Source organism: Pseudomonas songnenensis (genome assembly GCF_003696315.1).
GTDB classification, from domain to species: Bacteria; Pseudomonadota; Gammaproteobacteria; order Pseudomonadales; family Pseudomonadaceae; genus Stutzerimonas; species Stutzerimonas songnenensis.
The window spans coordinates 173345-192660 of record NZ_RFFN01000003.1 but is presented as its reverse complement, the minus strand read 5'-3'; the positions used below and the strand labels follow the sequence as shown (position 1 = coordinate 192660).

The 19316-nt window shown below is 63.6% G+C and carries 19 protein-coding genes; 7 read left to right on the top strand and 12 right to left on the bottom strand.

The genetic code is table 11. The features are described 5' to 3' along the window. Positions 1-41: 41 nt before the first annotated feature. From EA798_RS09575 to EA798_RS09555, 5 genes are all read right to left on the bottom strand, one after another. Entirely contained in the window at positions 42-422 is a 381-nt protein-coding gene (locus tag EA798_RS09575; RefSeq protein WP_106156073.1) for a RidA family protein, read from the bottom strand. A 101-nt stretch (positions 423-523) separates the two neighbouring features. Next, the gene (spoT, locus tag EA798_RS09570) at positions 524-2632 is read right to left on the bottom strand and encodes a bifunctional GTP diphosphokinase/guanosine-3',5'-bis pyrophosphate 3'-pyrophosphohydrolase (RefSeq protein ID WP_165362502.1); all 2109 of its coding nucleotides are present in this window, start codon (positions 2630-2632) and stop codon (positions 524-526) included. Positions 2633-2692: 60 nt separating this feature from the next. After that, positions 2693-2956: a DNA-directed RNA polymerase subunit omega gene (gene rpoZ, locus EA798_RS09565; protein ID WP_015278473.1), complete on the bottom strand. Its 264-nt coding sequence runs from the start codon at positions 2954-2956 to the stop codon at positions 2693-2695. Between the two features lie 115 nt (positions 2957-3071). Then, entirely contained in the window at positions 3072-3692 is a 621-nt protein-coding gene (gene gmk, locus EA798_RS09560; protein WP_122098792.1) for a guanylate kinase, read from the bottom strand. Positions 3693-3761: 69 nt separating this feature from the next. Then, the gene (locus tag EA798_RS09555; protein ID WP_106156070.1) at positions 3762-4625 is read right to left on the bottom strand and encodes a YicC/YloC family endoribonuclease; all 864 of its coding nucleotides are present in this window, start codon (positions 4623-4625) and stop codon (positions 3762-3764) included. Between the two features lie 151 nt (positions 4626-4776). Here EA798_RS09555 and rph point away from each other — a divergent pair, with 151 nt between their 5' ends. Next, positions 4777-5499, top strand: a complete 723-nt coding sequence (rph, locus tag EA798_RS09550) for a ribonuclease PH (RefSeq protein WP_122098791.1) — start codon at positions 4777-4779, stop codon at positions 5497-5499. Positions 5500-5515: 16 nt separating this feature from the next. Next, entirely contained in the window at positions 5516-5884 is a 369-nt protein-coding gene (locus EA798_RS09545; protein ID WP_106156068.1) for a DUF4870 domain-containing protein, read from the top strand. A 69-nt stretch (positions 5885-5953) separates the two neighbouring features. On the opposite strand, the gene EA798_RS09540 is transcribed toward EA798_RS09545, so the two are convergent. Further along, positions 5954-6733: an exodeoxyribonuclease III gene (locus EA798_RS09540; protein WP_015278468.1), complete on the bottom strand. Its 780-nt coding sequence runs from the start codon at positions 6731-6733 to the stop codon at positions 5954-5956. Positions 6734-6818: 85 nt separating this feature from the next. On the opposite strand from EA798_RS09540, the gene pyrE reads away from it, so the two are divergent. From pyrE to EA798_RS09525, 3 genes are all read left to right on the top strand, one after another. Then, the gene (gene pyrE, locus EA798_RS09535; RefSeq protein WP_122098790.1) at positions 6819-7460 is read left to right on the top strand and encodes an orotate phosphoribosyltransferase; all 642 of its coding nucleotides are present in this window, start codon (positions 6819-6821) and stop codon (positions 7458-7460) included. A gap of 20 nt (positions 7461-7480) precedes the next feature. Further along, positions 7481-8074: a DUF4124 domain-containing protein gene (locus EA798_RS09530; protein ID WP_208643718.1), complete on the top strand. Its 594-nt coding sequence runs from the start codon at positions 7481-7483 to the stop codon at positions 8072-8074. Between the two features lie 198 nt (positions 8075-8272). Further along, the gene (locus EA798_RS09525) at positions 8273-9748 is read left to right on the top strand and encodes a DUF3360 family protein (protein ID WP_106156066.1); all 1476 of its coding nucleotides are present in this window, start codon (positions 8273-8275) and stop codon (positions 9746-9748) included. 57 nt (positions 9749-9805) lie between these two features. On the opposite strand, the gene argB is transcribed toward EA798_RS09525, so the two are convergent. From argB to coaBC, 4 genes are read right to left on the bottom strand one after another with little or no spacing between them, the layout of a single operon-like run. Further along, positions 9806-10708 (bottom strand): acetylglutamate kinase, encoded by a 903-nt coding sequence (argB, locus tag EA798_RS09520; protein WP_045159331.1) that lies wholly within the window; start codon positions 10706-10708, stop codon positions 9806-9808. A gap of 15 nt (positions 10709-10723) precedes the next feature. Then, positions 10724-13297, bottom strand: coding sequence for a phosphomannomutase/phosphoglucomutase (locus EA798_RS20845; RefSeq protein ID WP_122098789.1), 2574 nt, complete (start codon positions 13295-13297; stop codon positions 10724-10726). Positions 13298-13343: 46 nt separating this feature from the next. Continuing rightward, positions 13344-13799 (bottom strand): dUTP diphosphatase, encoded by a 456-nt coding sequence (gene dut, locus EA798_RS09510; RefSeq protein WP_122098788.1) that lies wholly within the window; start codon positions 13797-13799, stop codon positions 13344-13346. Position 13800: 1 nt separating this feature from the next. Further along, the gene (gene coaBC, locus EA798_RS09505) at positions 13801-15009 is read right to left on the bottom strand and encodes a bifunctional phosphopantothenoylcysteine decarboxylase/phosphopantothenate--cysteine ligase CoaBC (RefSeq protein ID WP_106156064.1); all 1209 of its coding nucleotides are present in this window, start codon (positions 15007-15009) and stop codon (positions 13801-13803) included. Between the two features lie 138 nt (positions 15010-15147). Between coaBC and radC the strand changes: the two genes are divergently transcribed. After that, positions 15148-15822, top strand: a complete 675-nt coding sequence (radC, locus tag EA798_RS09500; protein ID WP_122098787.1) for a RadC family protein — start codon at positions 15148-15150, stop codon at positions 15820-15822. Between the two features lie 3 nt (positions 15823-15825). On the opposite strand, the gene EA798_RS09495 is transcribed toward radC, so the two are convergent. Together EA798_RS09495 and EA798_RS09490 are read right to left on the bottom strand one after the other, a co-directional pair. Then, a complete protein-coding gene (locus EA798_RS09495) occupies positions 15826-17169 on the bottom strand; it encodes a hypothetical protein (RefSeq protein WP_122098786.1) in 1344 nt (447 codons plus the stop codon). 3 nt (positions 17170-17172) lie between these two features. After that, on the bottom strand, positions 17173-17616 hold the full coding sequence (locus EA798_RS09490; protein WP_122098785.1) for a PaaI family thioesterase: 444 nt from the start codon (positions 17614-17616) through the stop codon (positions 17173-17175). Between the two features lie 118 nt (positions 17617-17734). Here EA798_RS09490 and EA798_RS09485 point away from each other — a divergent pair, with 118 nt between their 5' ends. Then, on the top strand, positions 17735-19261 hold the full coding sequence (locus tag EA798_RS09485; protein ID WP_122098784.1) for a 3-hydroxyacyl-CoA dehydrogenase: 1527 nt from the start codon (positions 17735-17737) through the stop codon (positions 19259-19261). Positions 19262-19316 lie beyond the last annotated feature (55 nt).

The following is a 19316-nucleotide window of genomic DNA, read 5'->3' as shown; positions in this document are numbered from 1 at the left end:
TCGATGACGCGGCGACTGGCGCCGCGCCGGCAGGCGTCCGGTCAGTCGATGACCAGAACCGCGTCCATTTCAACCTGCGCGCCCTTCGGCAGCGCGGCGACGCCGATGGCGGCGCGGGCCGGGTACGGCTGCTGGCAGTAGCGGCTCATCACCTCGTTGACGGTGGCGAAGTTGCCCAGGTCGGTGAGGAAGATGTTGAGCTTGACGATGTCCTTCAGCGAGCCGCCTGCGGCTTCGGCCACTGCCTTGAGGTTTTCGAACACCTGCACCGCCTGCGCTTCGAAACCTTCCACCAGCTCCATGCTCTTCGGATCCAGCGGGATCTGTCCGGACAGGTAGACGGTATTGCCGACCTTGATGGCCTGGGAGTAAGTGCCAATGGCGGCCGGGGCCTTGTCGGTGTTGATCACGGTCTTGCTCATGGAAACTCCTCTGGAAATTGCGCAACGGGCAGCCAGCATAATGGCTGGCGGCGAGAGCGGCCAGCCGTGGCGTTTTGCTGATAGGTCGGAGTCGACGGGGGTCAGGCCTTGACGCGGGTGATGCGGGTGACGCCCTTGATCGCGCGCAGCTTCTTGATCACCCGGGCCAGATGCACGCGATCGTGCACGCTCACCACCAGTTGCACGACGCTGATGCGGCCGTCGCGCTCGTCCATGCCGATCTTCTCGATGTTGCCGTCGGCGGCATTGACGCTGCCGGCCAGCAGCGCGATCAGGCCGCGCTGGTGCTCCAGCTCGACGCGCAGCTCGACGTTGAACTCGCCGGTGACATCCTTTGACCAGGACAGCTGGATGCATTTGTCCGGGTTGTGGCGTACGTCAGCGATGTTCCGACAGGTTTCCAGGTGCACCACCATGCCCTTGCCGGCGGACAGGTGGCCGACGATGGGATCGCCTGGGATCGGGGTACAGCACTTGGCGTAGTTGAGTACCAGCCCTTCGGTGCCGCGAATCGCCAGTGGGCCTTCGAGCGCTGGCGCCTGCTCGTCGTCGCGCAGGATCAGGCGGCGCGCGATCACATAGGCCATGCGGTTGCCCAGGCCGATGTCTTCCAGCAGATCCTCGACGTATTCCATGTGGTACTCGGTGAGTACCTGCTGGATGCGCTCGGGACTGATCTTTTCCAGGCTGGTCTCGAAGCCACTGAGCGCCTTGCTCAACAGGCGCTCGCCGAGGTTGATCGATTCCGAGCGGCGCTGCAGCTTCAGTGCATGGCGGATATGGGTGCGCGCCTTGCCGGTGACGACGAAGTTCAGCCAGGCCGGATTCGGCCGCGCGCCCGGTGCGGTGACGATCTCCACCGTCGAGCCACTCTCCAGTGGCTGTGACAGCGGCGCCAGGCGACGGTTGACGCGACAGGCGATGCAGGTATTGCCGACATCGGTATGCACCGCATAGGCGAAGTCGACGGCGGTGGAACCCTTGGGCATCTCCATGATGCGGCCCTTGGGGGTGAAGACGTAGACCTCGTCGGGGAACAGGTCGATCTTCACACTCTCGATGAATTCCAGCGAGTTGCCGGCGCGCTGTTGCAGCTCCAGTACACCCTTGACCCACTGGCGGGCGCGGGCGTGAGTGCCCTTGGGCACTTCGTCCTCGGGGGACTTGTACAGCCAGTGCGCGGCGATGCCGTTGTTGGCCATCTCTTCCATCTCGCGGGTGCGGATCTGGATCTCGATGGGCACGCCGTGCATGCCGAACAGCGTGGTGTGCAGGGATTGGTAGCCGTTGGCCTTGGGGATCGCGATGTAGTCCTTGAAGCGGCCCGGCAGCGGTTTGTACAGGCTGTGCACCGCGCCGAGCACGCGATAGCAGGTGTCGGCCTTGTCCACCACGATGCGGAAGGCATAGACGTCCATGATCTCGTGGAACGCCTTGCGCTTGCCGCGCATCTTCTTGTAGATGCTGTACAGGTGCTTCTCGCGCCCCAGCACCTCACCTTCCAGGCCTTCGCGTTCCAGGCAGTGAATCAGCGACTGCTCGATCTTCTCGACGATCTCGTTGCGGTTGCCACGAGCACGGCGCACGGCTGCCCGGATGCGTTCAGAACGCATCGGATGCATGGCCTTGAAGCCCAGGTCCTCGAACTCCACGCGCATGGTGTGCATGCCCAGCCGGTTGGCGATGGGCGCGTAGATTTCCAGGGTTTCCTTGGCGATGCGGCGGCGCTTTTCGCCGGCCAGCACTTCCAGCGTGCGCATGTTGTGCAGGCGGTCGGCGAGCTTGACCAGGATCACGCGGATGTCGCGGGCCATGGCCATGGCCATCTTCTGGAAGTTCTCGGCCTGGGCTTCAGCCTTGGTCTCGAAGTTCATCTGGGTCAGCTTGCTGACCCCGTCGACCAGCTCAGCCACGGTTTCGCCGAACTGGGCAACCAGCGCTTCCTTGGGAATGCCGGTGTCTTCAATGACGTCATGCAGCATCGCGGCCATCAGGCTCTGATGGTCCATGTGCATGTCGGCGAGGATGTTGGCTACCGCGAGGGGATGGGTGACGTAGGCTTCACCGCTGCGCCGGCGCTGCCCGTCATGGGCCTGCTCGGCATAGAAGTAGGCGCGGCGAACCAGATTCACCTGGTCCGGGCCTAGGTAGGTCGATAGACGATCCGCAAGCGCGTCTATGGCTGGCAAGACAGTGCTCCTTGCCAGCAGGCTTCGATGTTATCGGTTCGACTTCGACCTGGCATTTATTCAGATGGCCTCGTTCGGCTCTTCCTCGTACTGGGTGAAGAGCGGTTCGTCGTCAACGATCTCGTCCTGTGCAATGACATCGTAGTCGACCAGGCCGGAAGCGATTTCGCGCAGGGCGACGACGGTCGGCTTGTCATTTTCCCATGGGACCTTGGGCTCCTTGCCACCGGTGGCCAGCTGGCGCGAGCGCTTGGTAGCGAGCATGACCAGCTCGAAGCGGTTATCGACGTTGTCCAGGCAATCTTCAACGGTAACGCGGGCCATGGTGTTCCTCATCAATAGCGGTAGAGCGTGCCCGAATGGGCGAGCGGACGGAGTAGTCTAAAAAATCACCAGCCTTAATGGAAGCGCTGTTTCTGCGGGCTGTGCGCCAACCGAGCTACGCCAGCAGTTCGCCGAGCAGGCGGGCATGGCGTTGCTGCTGGGTCGTCTGTATCAGCTGGTTGGCGCGGAAGATCGATTGCAGGTCGATCAGGGCATGAGCGAAGTCGTCGTTGATCACCAGATAGTCGTACTCGACGTAATGGCTCATTTCGCTTACCGCTTCGCGCATGCGTTTTTCGATGATCTCGTCGCTGTCCTGGCCGCGGTTGTTGAGACGCTGGCGCAGGGCTTCCTGGGTCGGTGGCAGGATAAAGATCGACTTGGCCTGTGGCATCAACCGACGCACCTGCTGGGCGCCCTGCCAGTCGATTTCCAGAATCAGGTCGAAGCCTTCGGCGAGGGTGCCTTCCAGCCAGCGCTGCGAGGTGCCGTACAGGTTGCCGAATACTTCGGCATGCTCGAGAAATTCGTTGCGCTCCAGCCGGGCGAGAAAATCCTCGCGACTGACGAAGTGGTAGTTGACCCCGTCGACCTCGCCCGGGCGCATGGCGCGGGTCGTGTGGGAAACCGACACCCGCACCTGCGGTTGTGCATCGACCAGCGCCTTGACCAGGCTGGTCTTGCCGGCCCCGGAAGGCGCGGAAACGATATAGAGCGTACCGGTGGTGGCGGACATGACGGGTTCCTGGAAAGCGCTATGAATGCTGTGGGACAAAAATAGACCAGCCGCTAAGGCAGCTGATGGTTATTCGAGGTTCTGCACCTGCTCGCGCATCTGCTCGATCAATACCTTGAGATTGACCGCGGCCTGGGTGCTGCGCGGATCGAACGCCTTCGAGCCGAGGGTGTTGGCTTCGCGGTTGAGTTCCTGCATGAGGAAGTCGAGGCGGCGTCCAGCCGCGCCGCCGGTCTTGAGCACGCGGCGCACTTCCGTTACATGGGTGCTCAGGCGGTCGAGCTCTTCGGCGACATCACTCTTCTGCGCCAATAGCACCATTTCCTGCTCGAGACGCTGTGGGTCGAGCTCGGCACGCATCTCGGCGAAGCGGTCGAGAATTTTCTGGCGCTGGGCTGCGAGCATCTGCGGCACCTGCTCGCGCAGCGTGGCGACTTCTTCGAGGATGCTGTCCAGGCGCTCGTTGAGCAGCTTGGCCAGCTCCTCGCCCTCGCGGCGGCGACCTTCCTTCAGCTGTTCGAGGGCATCGTGGAACAGCTGCAGAGCACTCTGGTTGAGTGCCTGTGGGTCGAGCGCGTCACCTACCAGCACGCCTGGCCAGCCAAGCACTTGCAGTGGGTCGATGGCTGCGGGTTGGCTGATCAGTGCAGCAACGCTTTCGGCGGCCGCGATCAACTGACTGGCGCGCTCGCGGTCGACCTGCAGCGCGGTGCGGTTGTTTTCTTCGGAGAAGCGCAGGGTGCATTCGACCTTGCCGCGCGAGAGACCCTTGCGCAGGGCGTCGCGGACCGCACCTTCGAGGTCGCGAAAGGCTTCCGGCAGGCGCAGGTGCGGCTCCAGATAGCGATGGTTGACCGAGCGGATTTCCCAGCTGAGGGTGCCATGGGTGCCGGCCTGCTCGCTGCGGGCAAAGGCCGTCATGCTGTGGACCATCGGGGATACCTCTCGAATGCGGGCTGCGAAAGGCGGAGGATTGTAAAGTAAAACCGGCCATCACTGCAGCGATCGCCGGACGGCCGCGACCCTTTTCCCCGGTAATGGGCTCTATAATGCCGCTCACTTTCTTCTCTAGCAGGACGTATCCATGAAGCGACCCAGTGGCCGTGCCGCCGATCAGCTGCGCTCGATCCGCATCACCCGCAACTACACCAAGCACGCCGAGGGCTCGGTGCTGGTGGAGTTCGGCGATACCAAGGTGATCTGCACGGTCAGCATCGAAACCGGCGTCCCGCGCTTCCTGAAAGGACAGGGACAGGGCTGGTTGACTGCCGAGTACGGCATGCTTCCCCGCGCTACCGGTGAGCGGAACCAGCGTGAGGCTTCGCGAGGCAAGCAGGGTGGGCGCACGCTGGAGATCCAGCGTCTGATCGGTCGCTCGCTGCGCGCCGCTCTGGATATGAGCAAGCTTGGCGAGAACACGCTGTTCGTGGATTGCGATGTGATCCAGGCCGACGGCGGTACCCGTACCGCATCGATCACCGGAGCCATGGTTGCGCTGATCGACGCGCTCAAGGTGCTGAAGAAGCGTGGCGGCCTGAAGTCGGGCGATCCGATCAAGCAGATGATTGCGGCGGTTTCGGTCGGTATCTATCGGGGCGAACCGGTACTGGATCTGGATTATCTGGAAGATTCGGCGGCTGAAACCGATCTGAACGTCGTGATGACCGACGCAGGCGGCTTTATCGAGGTGCAGGGCACGGCCGAGGGTGCACCGTTCCATCCTGAGGAACTCAATGCGATGCTGGCTCTGGCCCATGATGGCGTGCGCCAGCTGTTCGAGCTACAGCGCGCGGCGCTGGCGGACTGAGCGAGAGGTAGGCGAAATGACCGATCAGGATCTCGTGCCGTTGCCCAGTCGCGAAGCGCGCCAGTGGGCGATGTTCTGCCATTACTCGGCATTCTTCTGGTTTCTGGCACCCATGATCGGCAACGTGATCGGTCCGCTCATCGTCTGGCAGCTGAAGAAGGACATGGACCCTTTCGTCGATCAGCAGGGCAGGGAGGCGCTGAATTTTCAGCTGACCTTCAGCATCGCGATGATGATCTGCGGCGTGCTGGCCTGGATCCTCATCGGCTTTCCGCTGATGGTGCTGGTGAGCGTGGTGGCGCTGGTACTGGTGGTGATCGCCGGTATTCGCGCCAACGAGGGCAAGCCCTACCGCTATCCGTTCTGTTGGCGGATCGTCAAATAGGGCGGCTTCGGCCTTCGGTTGGCAGCTGAGCGGCGGCCGACACGTTTCGCGCCGGCCGCCAACGCGGGCTTACAGACTCAGCGTCCAGTCGTAATCGACGATCAGCGGGGCGTGCTGCGAGAAGCGCGGCTGGCGCGGCAGGCGCGCGCTGCGCACGAAGCGGCGCAGGCCTGAAGTGAGAATCTGGTAGTCGAAGCGCCAGCCGAGGTTGAGCATCTCGGCCTGTTCGGTATCCGGCCACCAGCTGAACAGGTCACCTTCGCGATTGACCTCGCGCAGTGCGTCGATATAGCCCATGTTGCCGAAGATCTCGTCCAGCCAGGCGCGCTCGGGCGCGAGAAAGCCCGGATCCTGCTGACAGTCGCGCCAGTTCTTCACGTCCAGCTTCTGATGGGCGACGTACAGCGAGCCGCAGTAAATGTACTCGCGGCGCTTGCGGCGCTGCTTGTCCAGATAATGGGCGAAGTCGTCCATGAACTTGAGCTTGTGATTCAGGTTGGCGTCGCCGCCATGGCCCGAAGGCACCAGCAGGCTGGCAATGCTGACCTTGTCGAAATCGGCCTGCAGATAACGCCCGTAGCGATCCGCCGTCTCGAAGCCCAGGCCGGTGATCACGGCTTTGGGTTGCAGCCTGGAGTAGAGCGCCACGCCTCCCTGCTCCGGAATCTCGGCATCGCAGGCATAGAGAAAGTAACCGTCCAGCTGGTAGGCCGGGTCGTCGAGTTCCAAGGCAGAGGCGCGGGTATCCTGCAGGCAAATGACATCGGCATTCTGCGCTTGCAGCCAGCTGAGCAATCCTCGCTGTGCCGCCGCTTGAATGCCATTCACGTTGACACTGATGATCCGCATAAATGGCCCCTAAAAACACGTGCGTGTATGATAACCCAAGCTCTCCGCAATTAGCTAAAACAGTGGTTTTCCGGGAAATTTCTTCATGCAGGCGTACCAGCGCGAGTTCATCCGCTTCGCCATCGAGCGCGGCGTGCTGCGTTTCGGTGAGTTCACTCTCAAGTCGGGCCGCACCAGCCCATATTTCTTCAATGCGGGCCTGTTCAACAGTGGTAACGCACTGGCTCAGCTAGGGCGTTTCTACGCTTCGGCAGTGATGCAGAGCGGTCTGGAGTTCGACGTGATCTTCGGTCCGGCCTACAAGGGCATTCCGTTGGGGACCGCGACGGCCATTGCGCTTGCCGAGCAGCATCAGCGCGACTTGCCGTGGTGCTTTAACCGTAAGGAAGCGAAGGATCACGGCGAAGGCGGCACGCTGGTCGGTGCGCCATTGGCCGGTCGTGTGCTGATCGTCGATGACGTGATCACCGCGGGCACCGCTATTCGTGAGGTGATGCAGATCATCCAGGCACAGAACGCCGAGGCGGCCGGTGTGCTCATTGCCTTGAACCGCCAGGAAAGAGGGCAGGGCGAGCTGTCGGCGATTCAGGAAGTTGAACGTGATTATCGAATGCCGGTAATCAGTATTGTGTCCCTGGAACAAGTGCTGGAATATCTCGCCGATGACGTTCAACTAAAACAATACCTGCCGGCGGTACAGGCTTACCGCGAGCAGTATGGAATCTGAACCAGGATAGGTATTCATTCATGCGTATTTCGGTAGCCGTTCGTTCGCTGCTCCTGCTGGGCGCCATATGCCCGGTATTGGCCTCGGCTGCCGAGCTGTATCGCTATGTCGATGAGCGCGGGGTGGTCGTGCTCGATCGGCACGGCGTGCCGCCCCAGCATATCTCCCGCGGTTACCAGGTGCTCAATGAGCAGGGGCGGGTGGTGCGTGAGGTGCCGCCGGCACCCACTGCTGAAGAGTTTGCCCGGCTGCAGGCGCAGAAGGCGCGCGATGCGTCGGATGCGCAGTTGCTGCGGCTGTACGCCAGCGTTGAGGATGTGGAGCGGGCTGAAACGCGCAAACTGGCCGAGCTGGACAGCGTGATTGGCCTGTCCCAGGGCAATCTGCAGTCAATCCGCAATCAGCGCAGCAGCCTGCAGAAGCAGGCGGCCAATCACGAGCGAGCGGGTCGCAAGGTGCCCGACAACCTGATGGCGCAAATATCGAATCTGGAGAAGGAAGAGCATAGCCTGTTGCGCGATCTGCAGCGCTTCGAGAAGGCGCGCGCCGATGCGAAGGTAAGCTTCGCTGATGATCGCCAGCGCATCGCAGAGCTGCTCGGCCAGACTCGATAAGCAAGCGTTTGGCTTTCTCCAGCGTGCCCGAGTAGCTGGTTCTCTTACTTCTTATGGCTAAATGCCACCCTTCGGGTCCTAATGTGTAGCTTGCTTGCTATCACAACGGCCGCTCTATCTCAATAGTTTCAAGGTAGGAATGAGTTCAGGAGGGTCAGTCTGTACCGTTGCGCAAATTTTTCGGTATGGCTGACTAGCATGAATGATAGGGACCTACGCAGTTATCAGGAGCTTCACAAGCCGAAGGGAAATTTCGCGACTCGCTCTGAGTACCTGGAGCACGAACTGGAGATCATGGCGCCGAAACGCTGGGGTATAAACCTGCCGTTTCGCGACTACCGTTTCGAGTACGAAGACTGGGTGCCAGCCATGGCGGCGACCATCGGCAAGATTGTCATGGTGGCCGCGGTGGTCGCAGCGTTCGCCGGGCCGATGGGCCTGTCCAACGAGTTCGTCATCGAGAACGCCCGCTACGAGATGCTGATCGCCGCGGTGCTGTTCGTGGTGCTGTTCTCCGGCTTTCTCAATCCCACCGCCAACCTGGCCGGAACCCATGGCCCGCTGATTCCATTGATTCCGTTGATCGTCGCCTCGGGCGGCCATCCGATGGCGCTGGGCATCATGGTTGGGGTGCTCGGTTTTACCCTCGGCGTGTTCAAGGGCGGCAGCCTGCTGGCGCGGCTGACCAGTGACGGGGTGTGCGGCGGCCTGCTGCTCTACCTCGGCTTCATCGGTATCACGTCGCAGATCAAGAAGCTGTTCGGCTGGGCTGACAGCTTCGATATGGGCTATATCGCCTTCGTCGTGGTCTTCGCGACGATCGTGATGTACGCCTATCTCGAGCATATCCGTATGCGCTGGCTGGCGATTCCGTTGGGGTCAGCTCTGGCTGCGCTGATCGCCTTCGTGATGGGCGCTCCGTTCGAGTTCACCACCGAGCCGGGCGTGCCGAATCTCAATCCAATGTATTGGTGGGGCGAGAACACTGGCTGGCAGATCGGTCTGCCGGATCTGCACCATTTCATCGCCGTCGCGCCTTTCGCCGTGCTGGCGGTGGCGATGTGGTCGCCGGACTTCCTCGGCCATCGCGTGTTTCAGCAACTCAACTACCCGCCAAAGGCGAAGAAAGTGCTGATGAACATCGATGACACCATGTGCGTCGCAGCGGCACGGCAGATCGTCGGCACGTCGCTGGGTGGCGGTAACCTGGCCTCATCCTGGGGCACCTTCATGGTCCCGGCCGCCATCGCCAAGCGTCCGATTCCCGCAGGTGCGCTGCTCACCGGCCTGCTCTGCGTGGTTGCAGCGCTCTGGGGCTATCCGATGGATCTGGCCATCTGGCCGCCGGTACTGAGCGTGGCGCTGATGGTCGGCGTGTTCCTGCCGTTGCTGGAAGCGGGCATGCAGATGACCCGCGAGGGCAAGACCTCGCAGTCTGCAGCCATCGTGATTTTCTCTTCGGCGCTGGTCAATCCGGTGTTCGGCTGGTCGCTGACCGTGCTGCTGGATAACCTCGGGCTGATCGGTGACAAGGAGCGCGGTCAGTCGCTGAGCCACCTGCACCGCTGGGTGATTCCGACGATCGTGTTCATCGTGCTGTGCGCGGTGATGCTGGGTATCGGCATGTTCCCGGGTATCCCGGCGATGCTCGAATCGTTCCGTATCGATCTCTGAGGTTCACGCACGCAAGAAAAAAGGGGAGCCTGGGCTCCCCTTTTTCGTTTACGGGTGTCAGCGCTGGTTGTTGGTGATCAGGGTGCCGACTCCTACGTCGGTGAAGATCTCCAGCAGCACTGCGTTGGGCACGCGACCGTCGATGATATGTGCGCTATTGACGCCGCCCTGTACCGCTTCCAGCGCGCAGCGGATCTTCGGCAGCATGCCGCCGTAGATGGTGCCGTCGGCGATCAGTGCATCGACCTGTGCAGTAGACAGCCCGGTCAGCACGTTGCCTTGCTTGTCCATCAGGCCGGCAATGTTGGTCAGCAGCATCAGCTTCTCGGCCTTCAGCGCCTCGGCTACCTTGCCGGCGACCAGGTCGGCGTTGATGTTGTACGACTCGCCGTTCTCGCCCACGCCGATCGGTGCGATGACCGGGATGAAGTTGCCCTGCACCAGCATCTCCAACAGCTCTGCGTTGACCCCGGTGACCTCGCCTACATGGCCGATGTCGATGATTTCCGGCTTGGTCATCTCCGGCGTCTGGCGGGTCGCCTTGAGTTTCCTGGCGCGGATCAGGCCGGCGTCCTTGCCGGTCAGGCCGATGGCGCTGCCGCCATGCTGGTTGATCAGGCTGACGATGCTCTTGTTGACCTGGCCGCCAAGGACCATCTCCACCACGTCCATGGTCTGGCTGTCGGTGACCCGCATGCCGTCGATGAAGTGGCTTTCGATGTTCAGGCGCTTGAGCAGGTCGCCGATCTGCGGGCCACCGCCGTGCACCACCACCGGGTTGATGCCTACCGCCTTCATCAGCACGATGTCGCGGGCGAAGCCGGTCTTCAGCTCCTCGCTTTCCATCGCATTGCCGCCGTACTTGATGACCAGCGTCTTGCCGACGAATCGGCGGATATAGGGCAGCGCTTCGGAAAGTACCTTGGCGAATTGGGTGGCAGCTTCACGGCTGAGGGTCATGCAGGGCTCCGCAAATCAGAACGGCAGTTTGAGGTCGGGTGCAACGCTGAGCAGCTGTCCGCGGAAGACGTCCTGGATGCGGCTGAGCTCTTCCTCGCTGTCGGCTTCAAAACGCAGCACCAGGACCGGTGTCGTGTTCGAGGCGCGAATCAGGCCCCAGCCCTTGGGATAGTCGACCCGCACACCGTCGAGGGTGATCAGGTTGGCTTCGCCCCACTGAGCGTCGCGTTGCAGGGCGTCCATGATGGTGAATTTGCTTTCCTCTGTCACCGTGATGTTGATCTCCGGTGTCGAGATATCGCAGGGGAACGCGGCGAACACCTGCTCGGCGTCGCGCTTGTCCTGACTGAGGATCTCCAGCAGGCGCGCGGCACTGTAGATGCCGTCGTCGAAGCCGAACCAGCGCTCCTTGAAGAAGATATGGCCGCTCATCTCGCCAGCCAGCAATGCACCGGATTCCTTCATCTTCTTCTTGATCAGCGAGTGGCCGGTCTTCCACATCACCGGACGGCCGCCGTAGCCGCTGATCAGCGGAGTGAGGCGGCGGGTGCATTTGACGTCGAAGATGATGTCGGCGCCGGGATTGCGCGAAACGACATCCTTGGCGAAGAGCATCAGCAGGCGGTCGGCATAGATCATGGTGCCCGCGTTGGTCACCACGCCGACGCGGTCGCCATCGCCGTCGAATGCCAGGCCGAGATCGGCCTTCTCCGACTTCACCTTGGCGATCAGGTCGACCAGGTTCTCGGGCTTGCCCGGGTCCGGATGGTGGTTGGGGAAGTTGCCGTCGACATCGCAGTACAGCGGGATCACGGTGCAGCCCAGTGCCTCGATCATGCGCGGCGCGATGACGCCCGCGACGCCGTTACCGCAATCGACCACGACCTTCATCGGCTTGGCCATGGCGATGTCGCTGCGAATCTGCTCGAAGTAGCGCTCAAGCACGTCGACCTGCTCGACCTTGCCGACGCCGCTGGACAGGTCGTTGCTCTCGATCCGCTTGCGTAGGGTCTGGATCTGTTCGTTGGCCAGGGTATCGCCGGCGATGACGATCTTGAAACCGTTGTAATCCGGCGGGTTGTGGCTGCCGGTAAGCATCACGCCGGACTTGCCGGCGAGGATGTTGGCCGCGTAATAGAGCACCGGAGTCGGCACCATGCCGATATCGCTGACGTCGCAGCCGCTGTCGAGCAGGCCCTGGATGAGGTGTTGGACCAGTTCCGGTCCGGACAGCCGCCCGTCGCGGCCAACCGACACATTGGGTTCACCCTTGGCGAGGCTTTCGGACCCGATGGCGCGGCCGACCCAGTAGGCGGTTTCGGTGGTCAGGCTGTCGCCGACGACGCCGCGGATGTCATAGGCGCGGAAGATACTGGCTGGCAAGTTCGGGGCTTTGGCGCTGCTCATTGCGGTTTCTCGCTCCTTGGTGTCGAGGCCGAAAATGTCCTGGTCCTCGTCGAGAATATCGATGTCGAGAATATCGGTCTCCGGCAAGCGCGGATCGACGTACTCGGTAGGTTTGGCGGGCCGAACGGCTGGAGCCGCGGCGGGTGCCTGGGTCGGAGCCGGTCCGGCGGGGCGGACGGGCAGTCGGACCATGTTCCTGGCCAGTGCGTCGAGGACCGGCAGGCTCAGGGCCGGTACTTGGATGGTCTTGCCGGTGGAGAGTTCCTGCAGCAGGCGGCTGATCCGCAACACGTCGTCGCGCAGCTTGCGTTGCTGGCTGCCAAGCACCAGTTGCAGGCTGATGAGCATGCCGGCGAGCGCCAGCAGCGTGGCACCAATCAGGAACAGCGGTGCGAGTGTCGCCTGCGCGGCTTCGCTGCCGGGGAGGTAGACCAGCTTCCAGTTGGCGTTACCGCTGGAGAGGGTCAGTGCTGTGACACCGTCTGCCGGCGCGCCGCGTTGCAGCAGCAGCTGTTCCGGTGTGCCGGAAAACTGCTGGGTCAGGCGCAACTGGCCAGCCTCGGCGGGTAGCGCCGGGAGGCTCGCGAAAAGGCGCTCGAGGTCGCTGACCAGCAGCAGGGTACCGCGTATCGCTTGCTGCCCCTCCGCGCGCAGCGGCACGGCGCTGTAGAGCAGCCAGCGGTTATCGACCTTGTAGGCTTCCGGCGCCGGTGATTGGCCGGCTTCGACGCGTTGTAGCAGATCGAGTGCTGCGAAATTGAGCGGCCCCGGGCGATTGGTATCCGGTACGGCTCTGCCGCGCATGTTCAGGTGGGCGTCGACAACACCGGGCAGCTGAAGCAAGCGCTCTTCGGCGTCGCGTCTGCGTTCGGCGTCGCCGCGCAGCACATCGGCCAGTTGCTGGCGGTCCACCATGGCCTGAATGTCGGCCCGTTGTTGCCGCAGTGCCTGCTGCAGCGCGCCGGCCTGGCTCTGGCCCCAGGCCTGGGACAGTTGCGTCTGTTGTTGCTGCTGCGCGCTCTGCAGGCCCAGCCACAGCAGCGCCGCGGCTGCGCCAAGACCGATCAGGCCGCTGGCAAGACCGCCCAGCAGTGGCTTGAAGGTGAGGCCGGCGGGCTTGGTGCGGGGGGGGGCCGGGTTCAGTACGCCTGAATCCTTGGCGGTGCGCTTGAAGAGTGCCATGAAGCTCCTCGGATCATCCTGAAAGAAGTAAGCGGGGGCGTATCGCTCAGTGGCTGCCGGAGTGCCCGAAGCCGCCAGCGCCGCGATCGCTGCTGTCGAAGCTGTCGACCAGCTCGAAGCGCGCCTGTACCACCGGCACCAGCATCAGCTGCGCGATGCGTTCGCCAACGGCGATGGTGAAAGCACTCTGGCCGCGGTTCCAGCAGGACACCATCAGCTCGCCCTGGTAGTCCGAGTCGATCAACCCGACCAGGTTGCCGAGCACGATGCCGTGCTTATGGCCCAGGCCCGAACGCGGCAGGATCAGCGCCGCGAGTCCCGGGTCGCCGATGTGAATGGCCAGTCCGGTTGGAATCAGCAGTGTCTGGCCCGGTTCGAGGACGGTATCGCTCTGCAGCATGGCGCGCAGGTCGAGCCCGGCCGAGCCCGGTGTCGCATATTCGGGAAGCGGGAAGTCCTGGCCGAGGCGAGGGTCGAGAATCTTGGCTTGGAGTGCGTGCATGTCAGGACTCTTTGTAGCGGTCGGCGATGAAGGCCACCAGCGCGCGGGCGATATGTCCCTTGCTGGCCTGGCCGAAGCGGGTTTCATGTTGCTGGCGGTCGATCACGCTGACCGCGTTGTCTTCGCTGTTGAAGCCGATGCTGGGGTTGGCCACATCGTTGGCAACGATCAGATCGAGATTCTTGTCGCGCAGCTTGCGCGCGGCGTACTCCAGCAGATTCTCGGTTTCCGCGGCGAAGCCGACACAAAACGGGCGGTCCGGGCGGCTGGCCAGGGTGGCGAGGATGTCCGGGTTGCGCACCATCTGCAGCAGCAGGCCGTCACCGGTGCTGGGATCTTTCTTCAGCTTGTGCGGTGCCACCACTTCGGGACGGTAGTCGGCAACAGCGGCGGCGGCGACGAGGATGTCGCAGGGCATCGCCGCCTCGCATGCGGCGAGCATGTCGCGCGCGCTGACGACGTCGATGCGCTGCACGCGATCGGGCGTCGGCAGAAATACCGGGCCGGTCACCAGTGTGACGCGAGCGCCGGCCTCGGCGGCCGCCTCGGCCAGGGCGAAGCCCATCTTGCCGGAGCTGTGGTTGGTGATGTAACGCACCGGGTCGATGTTTTCCTGGGTCGGACCTGCGGTGATCAGCAGGTGCTTGCCGGTCAGCAGCCCGGTTGCGAAGCAGTCCGCGGCGGCCTGAGCGAGTTCGTCCGCCTCGAGCATGCGACCCATGCCGACATCGCCACAGGCCTGGCTGCCGGAACCGGGGCCGAACAGGCGAATACCGCGCTCCAGCAGCAGTTCACGATTGGCCTGCGTGGCGGGATCGGCCCACATCGCCTGGTTCATGGCCGGTGCCAGCGCGACCGGGGCGTTGGTCGCCAGCACCACGGTGGTCAGCAGGTCGTTGGCGATGCCCTGGGCGAGGCGGGCCATGAGGTCGGCCGTGGCGGGGGCGATCAATACCAGATCGGCCCAGCGGGCCAGTTCGATGTGCCCCATTGCCGCTTCGGCGGCGGGGTCGAGCAGATCCAGATGGACGGGGTGGCCGGAGAGCGCCTGCAGGGTGAGAGGCGTGATGAACTCGCGCCCGCCCTGGGTCATCACCACCCGGACTTCGGCGCCGTGGTCGCGCAGTCGGCGGACCAGTTCGGCGCTCTTGTAGGCGGCGATGCCGCCGCCGACGCCCAGGACGATGCGTTTACGATACAGCCGCTGCATAGGCCTGCCTTGTTGACTTGTAGGGACTGTCCGGAGTGAGAGCCAGGTCAGAAAACGCCTGATACCCCGGAAAAATGACGGGCTAAGATAGCACAGCGCCCACAGCGGAAAAGTGGGCTTGCTCGACAGGGAGAGGACATGAGCATACGTGACTGGCCGGCGGCGGAGCGGCCGCGGGAAAAGCTACTGGAACACGGCGCTGCCGCACTATCCGACGCCGAATTGCTGGCGATATTCCTGCGCACCGGCGTCGCCGGAAAGAGCGCGGTGGATCTGGCGCGACACCTGCTCGCCGAGTTCGGCAGCCTGCGCGCGTTGCTGGAAGCGGATCTCGATCAGTTCAGCGCACACCTGGGGCTTGGCCCGGCGAAATTCGCCCAGTTGCAGGCGGTATTGGAGATGGCCCGCCGGCATCTGGCCGAACGGCTGCGCCGCGATTCGGCACTGGAATCGCCGCAGGCGGTACGCGATTACCTCAAGGCGCGCCTGCGCCACGAACCGCACGAGCTGTTCGGCTGCCTGTTTCTCGACGCCAAGCACCGGGTCCTGGCCTTCGAAGTGTTGTTCCACGGCACCATCGATGGCGCCAGCGTCTACCCGCGGCAGGTGGTCAAGCGCGCCCTTGCGCAGAATGCGGCGGCGGTGATTCTGACCCACAATCACCCGTCCGGCGTGGCCGAACCGAGTCAGGCCGATCGCCAGTTGACCCAGCGGCTGAAAGAGGCGCTGGCACTGATCGACGTGCGGGTGCTCGACCACTTCATCGTCGGTGACGGCGAGCCGCTGTCGATGGCCGAGTACGGCTGGATGTAGGCGCTAGGCCAGCAGCGGCACCAGCAGCAGCGGGCCGAGCACCAGCAGCACGAAACGGCCGTTCCAGCCGAAGGCGATGCGCCACGGCGACAGTTGTGCGTGGCGCGCCAGCATCAGCGCCGAAGGCCCGTAGGGCGACAACAGCATGGCCAGGGAGAAGCCGACCAGCAATGCCACTGCGGGCTGCATGATCGCCACCCCATGTCCGGCCAACTGCGCCAGCAATGCGGCGCACAGACTCAGGGAGATGATCGGCGCGACGCCGAGCAGTGCCAGGGCAATGATCGCGAGCATGCCTGCGCTGCCGAGGCCGAACAGTCCCATTGGCGTGCTGCTGAAGTGGCTTGCGAGGCGCTCGACCGGGATCAGCACCGCCGTGAGTCCGCCGAGCAGTGCCGAGCAGGCGAAGATGAAGGTCTCGTTGCGCATGCCGGCAAGGGTGTCGCGCACTTCGGTATAGACGGCCATCGGTGCTCCGCCCTGATACAGCAGCATCCCTGCCACCGCGAGCGGCACCAGCAGCATCGCCGCCTGGGTTGCCGACAGCCACGTCAGATTGGCCAGCAGGGCGATCAGCAGGATGCCTAACAGGCTGGCGCAGAGCAGACTGCGCAGCCCGTCCGCCGTGTCGGGTGGGGCCACCGTCTGCGGTGACTCAGCGGTTGGCTGCAACTGCCGCAAGCGGCGGTTCTCCATCGGCCAGCCAACGGCCAGAAGAATGGCGCCACAGAGCAGACCGAACGGTAGCAGGGCGCTCCAGCTCAGGCCGGGCAGTTCGCGGGTGAGAATTGCCACGGTCACGCTGGTCGGCGCCAGCAAGGGCACCAGGGCGAAACCGCGCAGCGCCGTAACCATTACGCCCCTGGCGCCTTCGCGACGCTGTTGCTGGTTGTACGGCTGTCGCTCCAGATAGCGTTCCAGCGAACCGCAGACCAGATTGAGCATGCCGAAGCTCAGCACCGAGCTGATGGCGAAAGTGCTGAGCAGATAGCTCGGATAAAGGCTGGCACGGGGCAGGCGCAACACTAGCCGATGCAGCTCACCGAGCTGTGGCAGCCGCCTGACTGCGCAATGTGCAAGTCCGAGCGCGCCGATAAAGGCGGCGTAGTAGGCTGCTGACGAGAGCATCCGCTGCGCCTGCTGCCAGTCGGGCTCATCGAACAGCACCCAGTAGCCGAACAGGCCCAGCGTGACCAGACCCAGCCGGCGCGGGTAGGGCATCAGCGAGCGCCAGTGCCAGGCGAAGAACAGCACCAGCAGCGCACCGCTGATCACACTCAGTGGCGACAGACGAGTAGCCAGGGCAAGCAGCTCGCAGACGAGTGCCAGTGGCAGCAGGGCGAGCATCGTTCAGGGCAGCTCGTTGCGCAGTTTGCCGCGCTTGTAGACGCCTTCGCCGAACGCCAGCAACCGATCCTCCTCGTCCAGCAGATCGCAGCTGGCCATGAACACCTTGTGCCCGGCGGAGCGGCAGACGGCCACCGCGCGGATGCGGCTGCCGACCGGCGCCGGTGCGCTGAAGTTGACGTTCATCGACAAGGTGGTCGCCACGCGACGCTGCTCCGGCTCTTCGACCCAGGTTCCGCAGAGGCCCATTGCCACGTCCAGCAGGGTCGCCGTGACCCCGCCGTGCAGGTGGCTGGCGTTGTTCAGGTGGCGCGGCTGTAACAGCAGCTCGACCACCACGCAGTCCGGGCCGTACGCCCTCAGGCGGCAGCCGAGGTCCTGGAAGAAACCGGTCAAGGTGCTTTCGACCTGCTGAAGTGTGGCGGCGGGATAGGCCTGATCTGACATGAACGAGCGGTTCGGCGGCTGACTTGCGCTGGAGATTGGCAGTCTTTACGCTCACGGTCAATTCGATGGAATCTTGTTCCGCACTGCGAAATATCTCGGTGCCCGTGAGGAGGTTTGCATGTTTGAGCGTATCGGCGTCGTCGGCGCAGGAGCCATGGGCCGCGGAATCGCGCAATTGTTCGCCAGCGCCGGCAAGCAGGTGTGGCTGTACGACGCGCGCAGTGAGTCGATCAGCGAGGCGCTGCGTTTCAACCGCGAGCTGCTCGAACGTGGCCTGGCCAAGGGACGACTGAGCGTCGCCGAGCTGGACGCCACGCTGGCCCGCATGCAGGCAGCGCCCGCGCTGGCCGATCTGTCAGGTTGCGATTTGGTGATCGAGGCGATTGTCGAGAATCTCGAGGCCAAGCAGGCGCTCTTCATCGAACTGGAGTCGCTGCTCGCCGAGGGCGCGGTGCTGGCGACCAACACCTCGTCGCTTTCCGTCACGCGTATCGCGGCGGCCTGCCAGCACCCGGAACGGGTGGCGGGTTTTCACTTCTTCAACCCGGTACCGTTGATGAGGCTGGTGGAAGTGGTGCGCGGTGAGCGCAGCGATCCGCAGGTCATCGAGCGGCTGGTCAAGTTGGCCGAAGAGGCTGGGCACTTTCCGGCAATCACGCCGGATACCCCCGGCTTTCTGGTCAATCACGCCGGTCGCGCCTACAGCACCGAGGCGCAGCGCATCCTTGCCGAGGGTATCGCCAATGCCGAGCAGATCGACCGCATTCTGCGAGACGGGCCGGGATTCCGCATGGGGCCGTTCGAACTGTTCGATCTCACCGGGCTGGATATTTCCCATGCGGTGATGGAGTCGGTGTATCAGCAGTTCTATCAGGACCCGCGCTATACGCCGTCCTATCAAGCGGCGCAGCGGGTCGCCGCGGGCTTGCTCGGGCGCAAGACCGGGCAGGGCTACTACCGTTACGAGAACGGCCAGCAGATCCGCACGCCGGAGCCGCAGTTCTCTCCGGTCCGCATCGAGCGGCCGTTCTGGTTGGATAGTCAGGATCCGGTGTTGCGTTCGCGGCTGGCGGCCTTGTTGCAGGCGGCGGGTACGGAGCTTGAGTCGGGCCAAGTGCCCTCGGCGCGCGCCATTTGCCTGATTACTCCATTGGGCGAAGATGCCAGCAGCATGATCGCCCGGCTTGGTCTGCCAGCGGAGCGCTCCGTCGCGCTCGATCAGTTCTGCGATTTCGATCGGCGCCGGGTGCTGATGCGTCAGCCCGCGCTCGCGCCGACCATCGAAGCGCAGGTGCGGCAAGCGCTGGGTAGCGATGGTGTGCCGGTCGAGGTGATCAACGATTCGCCCGGCTTCGTCAGCCAGCGGGTGGTTGCGAGCATCGTCAATCTGGGCTGCGAGATCGCCCAGAAGGGTATCGCCGACCCTCAGACGCTGGACCGCGCGGTCACTCTGGCGCTGGGTTATCCGAAGGGGCCGCTGGGGTTCGCCGAGCACTACGGTGTGGCGCGGATTCTTGCCATCCTGCAAGCCATGCAGAACTGCTATGGCGGCGAGGCGCGTTACCGTCCCAGCCCCTGGTTGCGTCGACGCGTGCAACTCTCGCTGCCGCTGACCGCCGGCGATCAGCCTGGGACGCTGCGGTGACGGATGTGTCCCGACCGGTGGTTGGGGTTGGATGGCTTCAGTTTGTGTGGGAGCG

Bases quoted from the DNA above. Each gene is read 5' to 3' on its own strand.
- EA798_RS09485 (WP_122098784.1), top strand. From the start codon at position 17,735: ATGTTTGAGCGTATCGGCGTCGTCGGCGCAGGAGCCATGGGCCGCGGA.
- pyrE (WP_122098790.1), top strand. From the start codon at position 6,819: ATGCAGGCGTACCAGCGCGAGTTCATCCGCTTCGCCATCGAGCGCGGC.
- dut (WP_122098788.1), bottom strand. From the start codon at position 13,799: ATGCACGCACTCCAAGCCAAGATTCTCGACCCTCGCCTCGGCCAGGAC.
- EA798_RS09495 (WP_122098786.1), bottom strand. From the start codon at position 17,169: ATGCTCGCCCTGCTGCCACTGGCACTCGTCTGCGAGCTGCTTGCCCTG.
- EA798_RS09530 (WP_208643718.1), top strand. From the start codon at position 7,481: ATGCGTATTTCGGTAGCCGTTCGTTCGCTGCTCCTGCTGGGCGCCATA.
- EA798_RS09575 (WP_106156073.1), bottom strand. From the start codon at position 422: ATGAGCAAGACCGTGATCAACACCGACAAGGCCCCGGCCGCCATTGGC.
- EA798_RS09540 (WP_015278468.1), bottom strand. From the start codon at position 6,733: ATGCGGATCATCAGTGTCAACGTGAATGGCATTCAAGCGGCGGCACAG.
- argB (WP_045159331.1), bottom strand. From the start codon at position 10,708: ATGACCCTCAGCCGTGAAGCTGCCACCCAATTCGCCAAGGTACTTTCC.
- rph (WP_122098791.1), top strand. From the start codon at position 4,777: ATGAAGCGACCCAGTGGCCGTGCCGCCGATCAGCTGCGCTCGATCCGC.
- EA798_RS09525 (WP_106156066.1), top strand. From the start codon at position 8,273: ATGAATGATAGGGACCTACGCAGTTATCAGGAGCTTCACAAGCCGAAG.
- EA798_RS20845 (WP_122098789.1), bottom strand. From the start codon at position 13,297: ATGGCACTCTTCAAGCGCACCGCCAAGGATTCAGGCGTACTGAACCCG.
- EA798_RS09555 (WP_106156070.1), bottom strand. From the start codon at position 4,625: ATGGTCCACAGCATGACGGCCTTTGCCCGCAGCGAGCAGGCCGGCACC.
- rpoZ (WP_015278473.1), bottom strand. From the start codon at position 2,956: ATGGCCCGCGTTACCGTTGAAGATTGCCTGGACAACGTCGATAACCGC.
- coaBC (WP_106156064.1), bottom strand. From the start codon at position 15,009: ATGCAGCGGCTGTATCGTAAACGCATCGTCCTGGGCGTCGGCGGCGGC.
- EA798_RS09490 (WP_122098785.1), bottom strand. From the start codon at position 17,616: ATGTCAGATCAGGCCTATCCCGCCGCCACACTTCAGCAGGTCGAAAGC.
- EA798_RS09545 (WP_106156068.1), top strand. From the start codon at position 5,516: ATGACCGATCAGGATCTCGTGCCGTTGCCCAGTCGCGAAGCGCGCCAG.
- gmk (WP_122098792.1), bottom strand. From the start codon at position 3,692: ATGTCCGCCACCACCGGTACGCTCTATATCGTTTCCGCGCCTTCCGGG.
- radC (WP_122098787.1), top strand. From the start codon at position 15,148: ATGAGCATACGTGACTGGCCGGCGGCGGAGCGGCCGCGGGAAAAGCTA.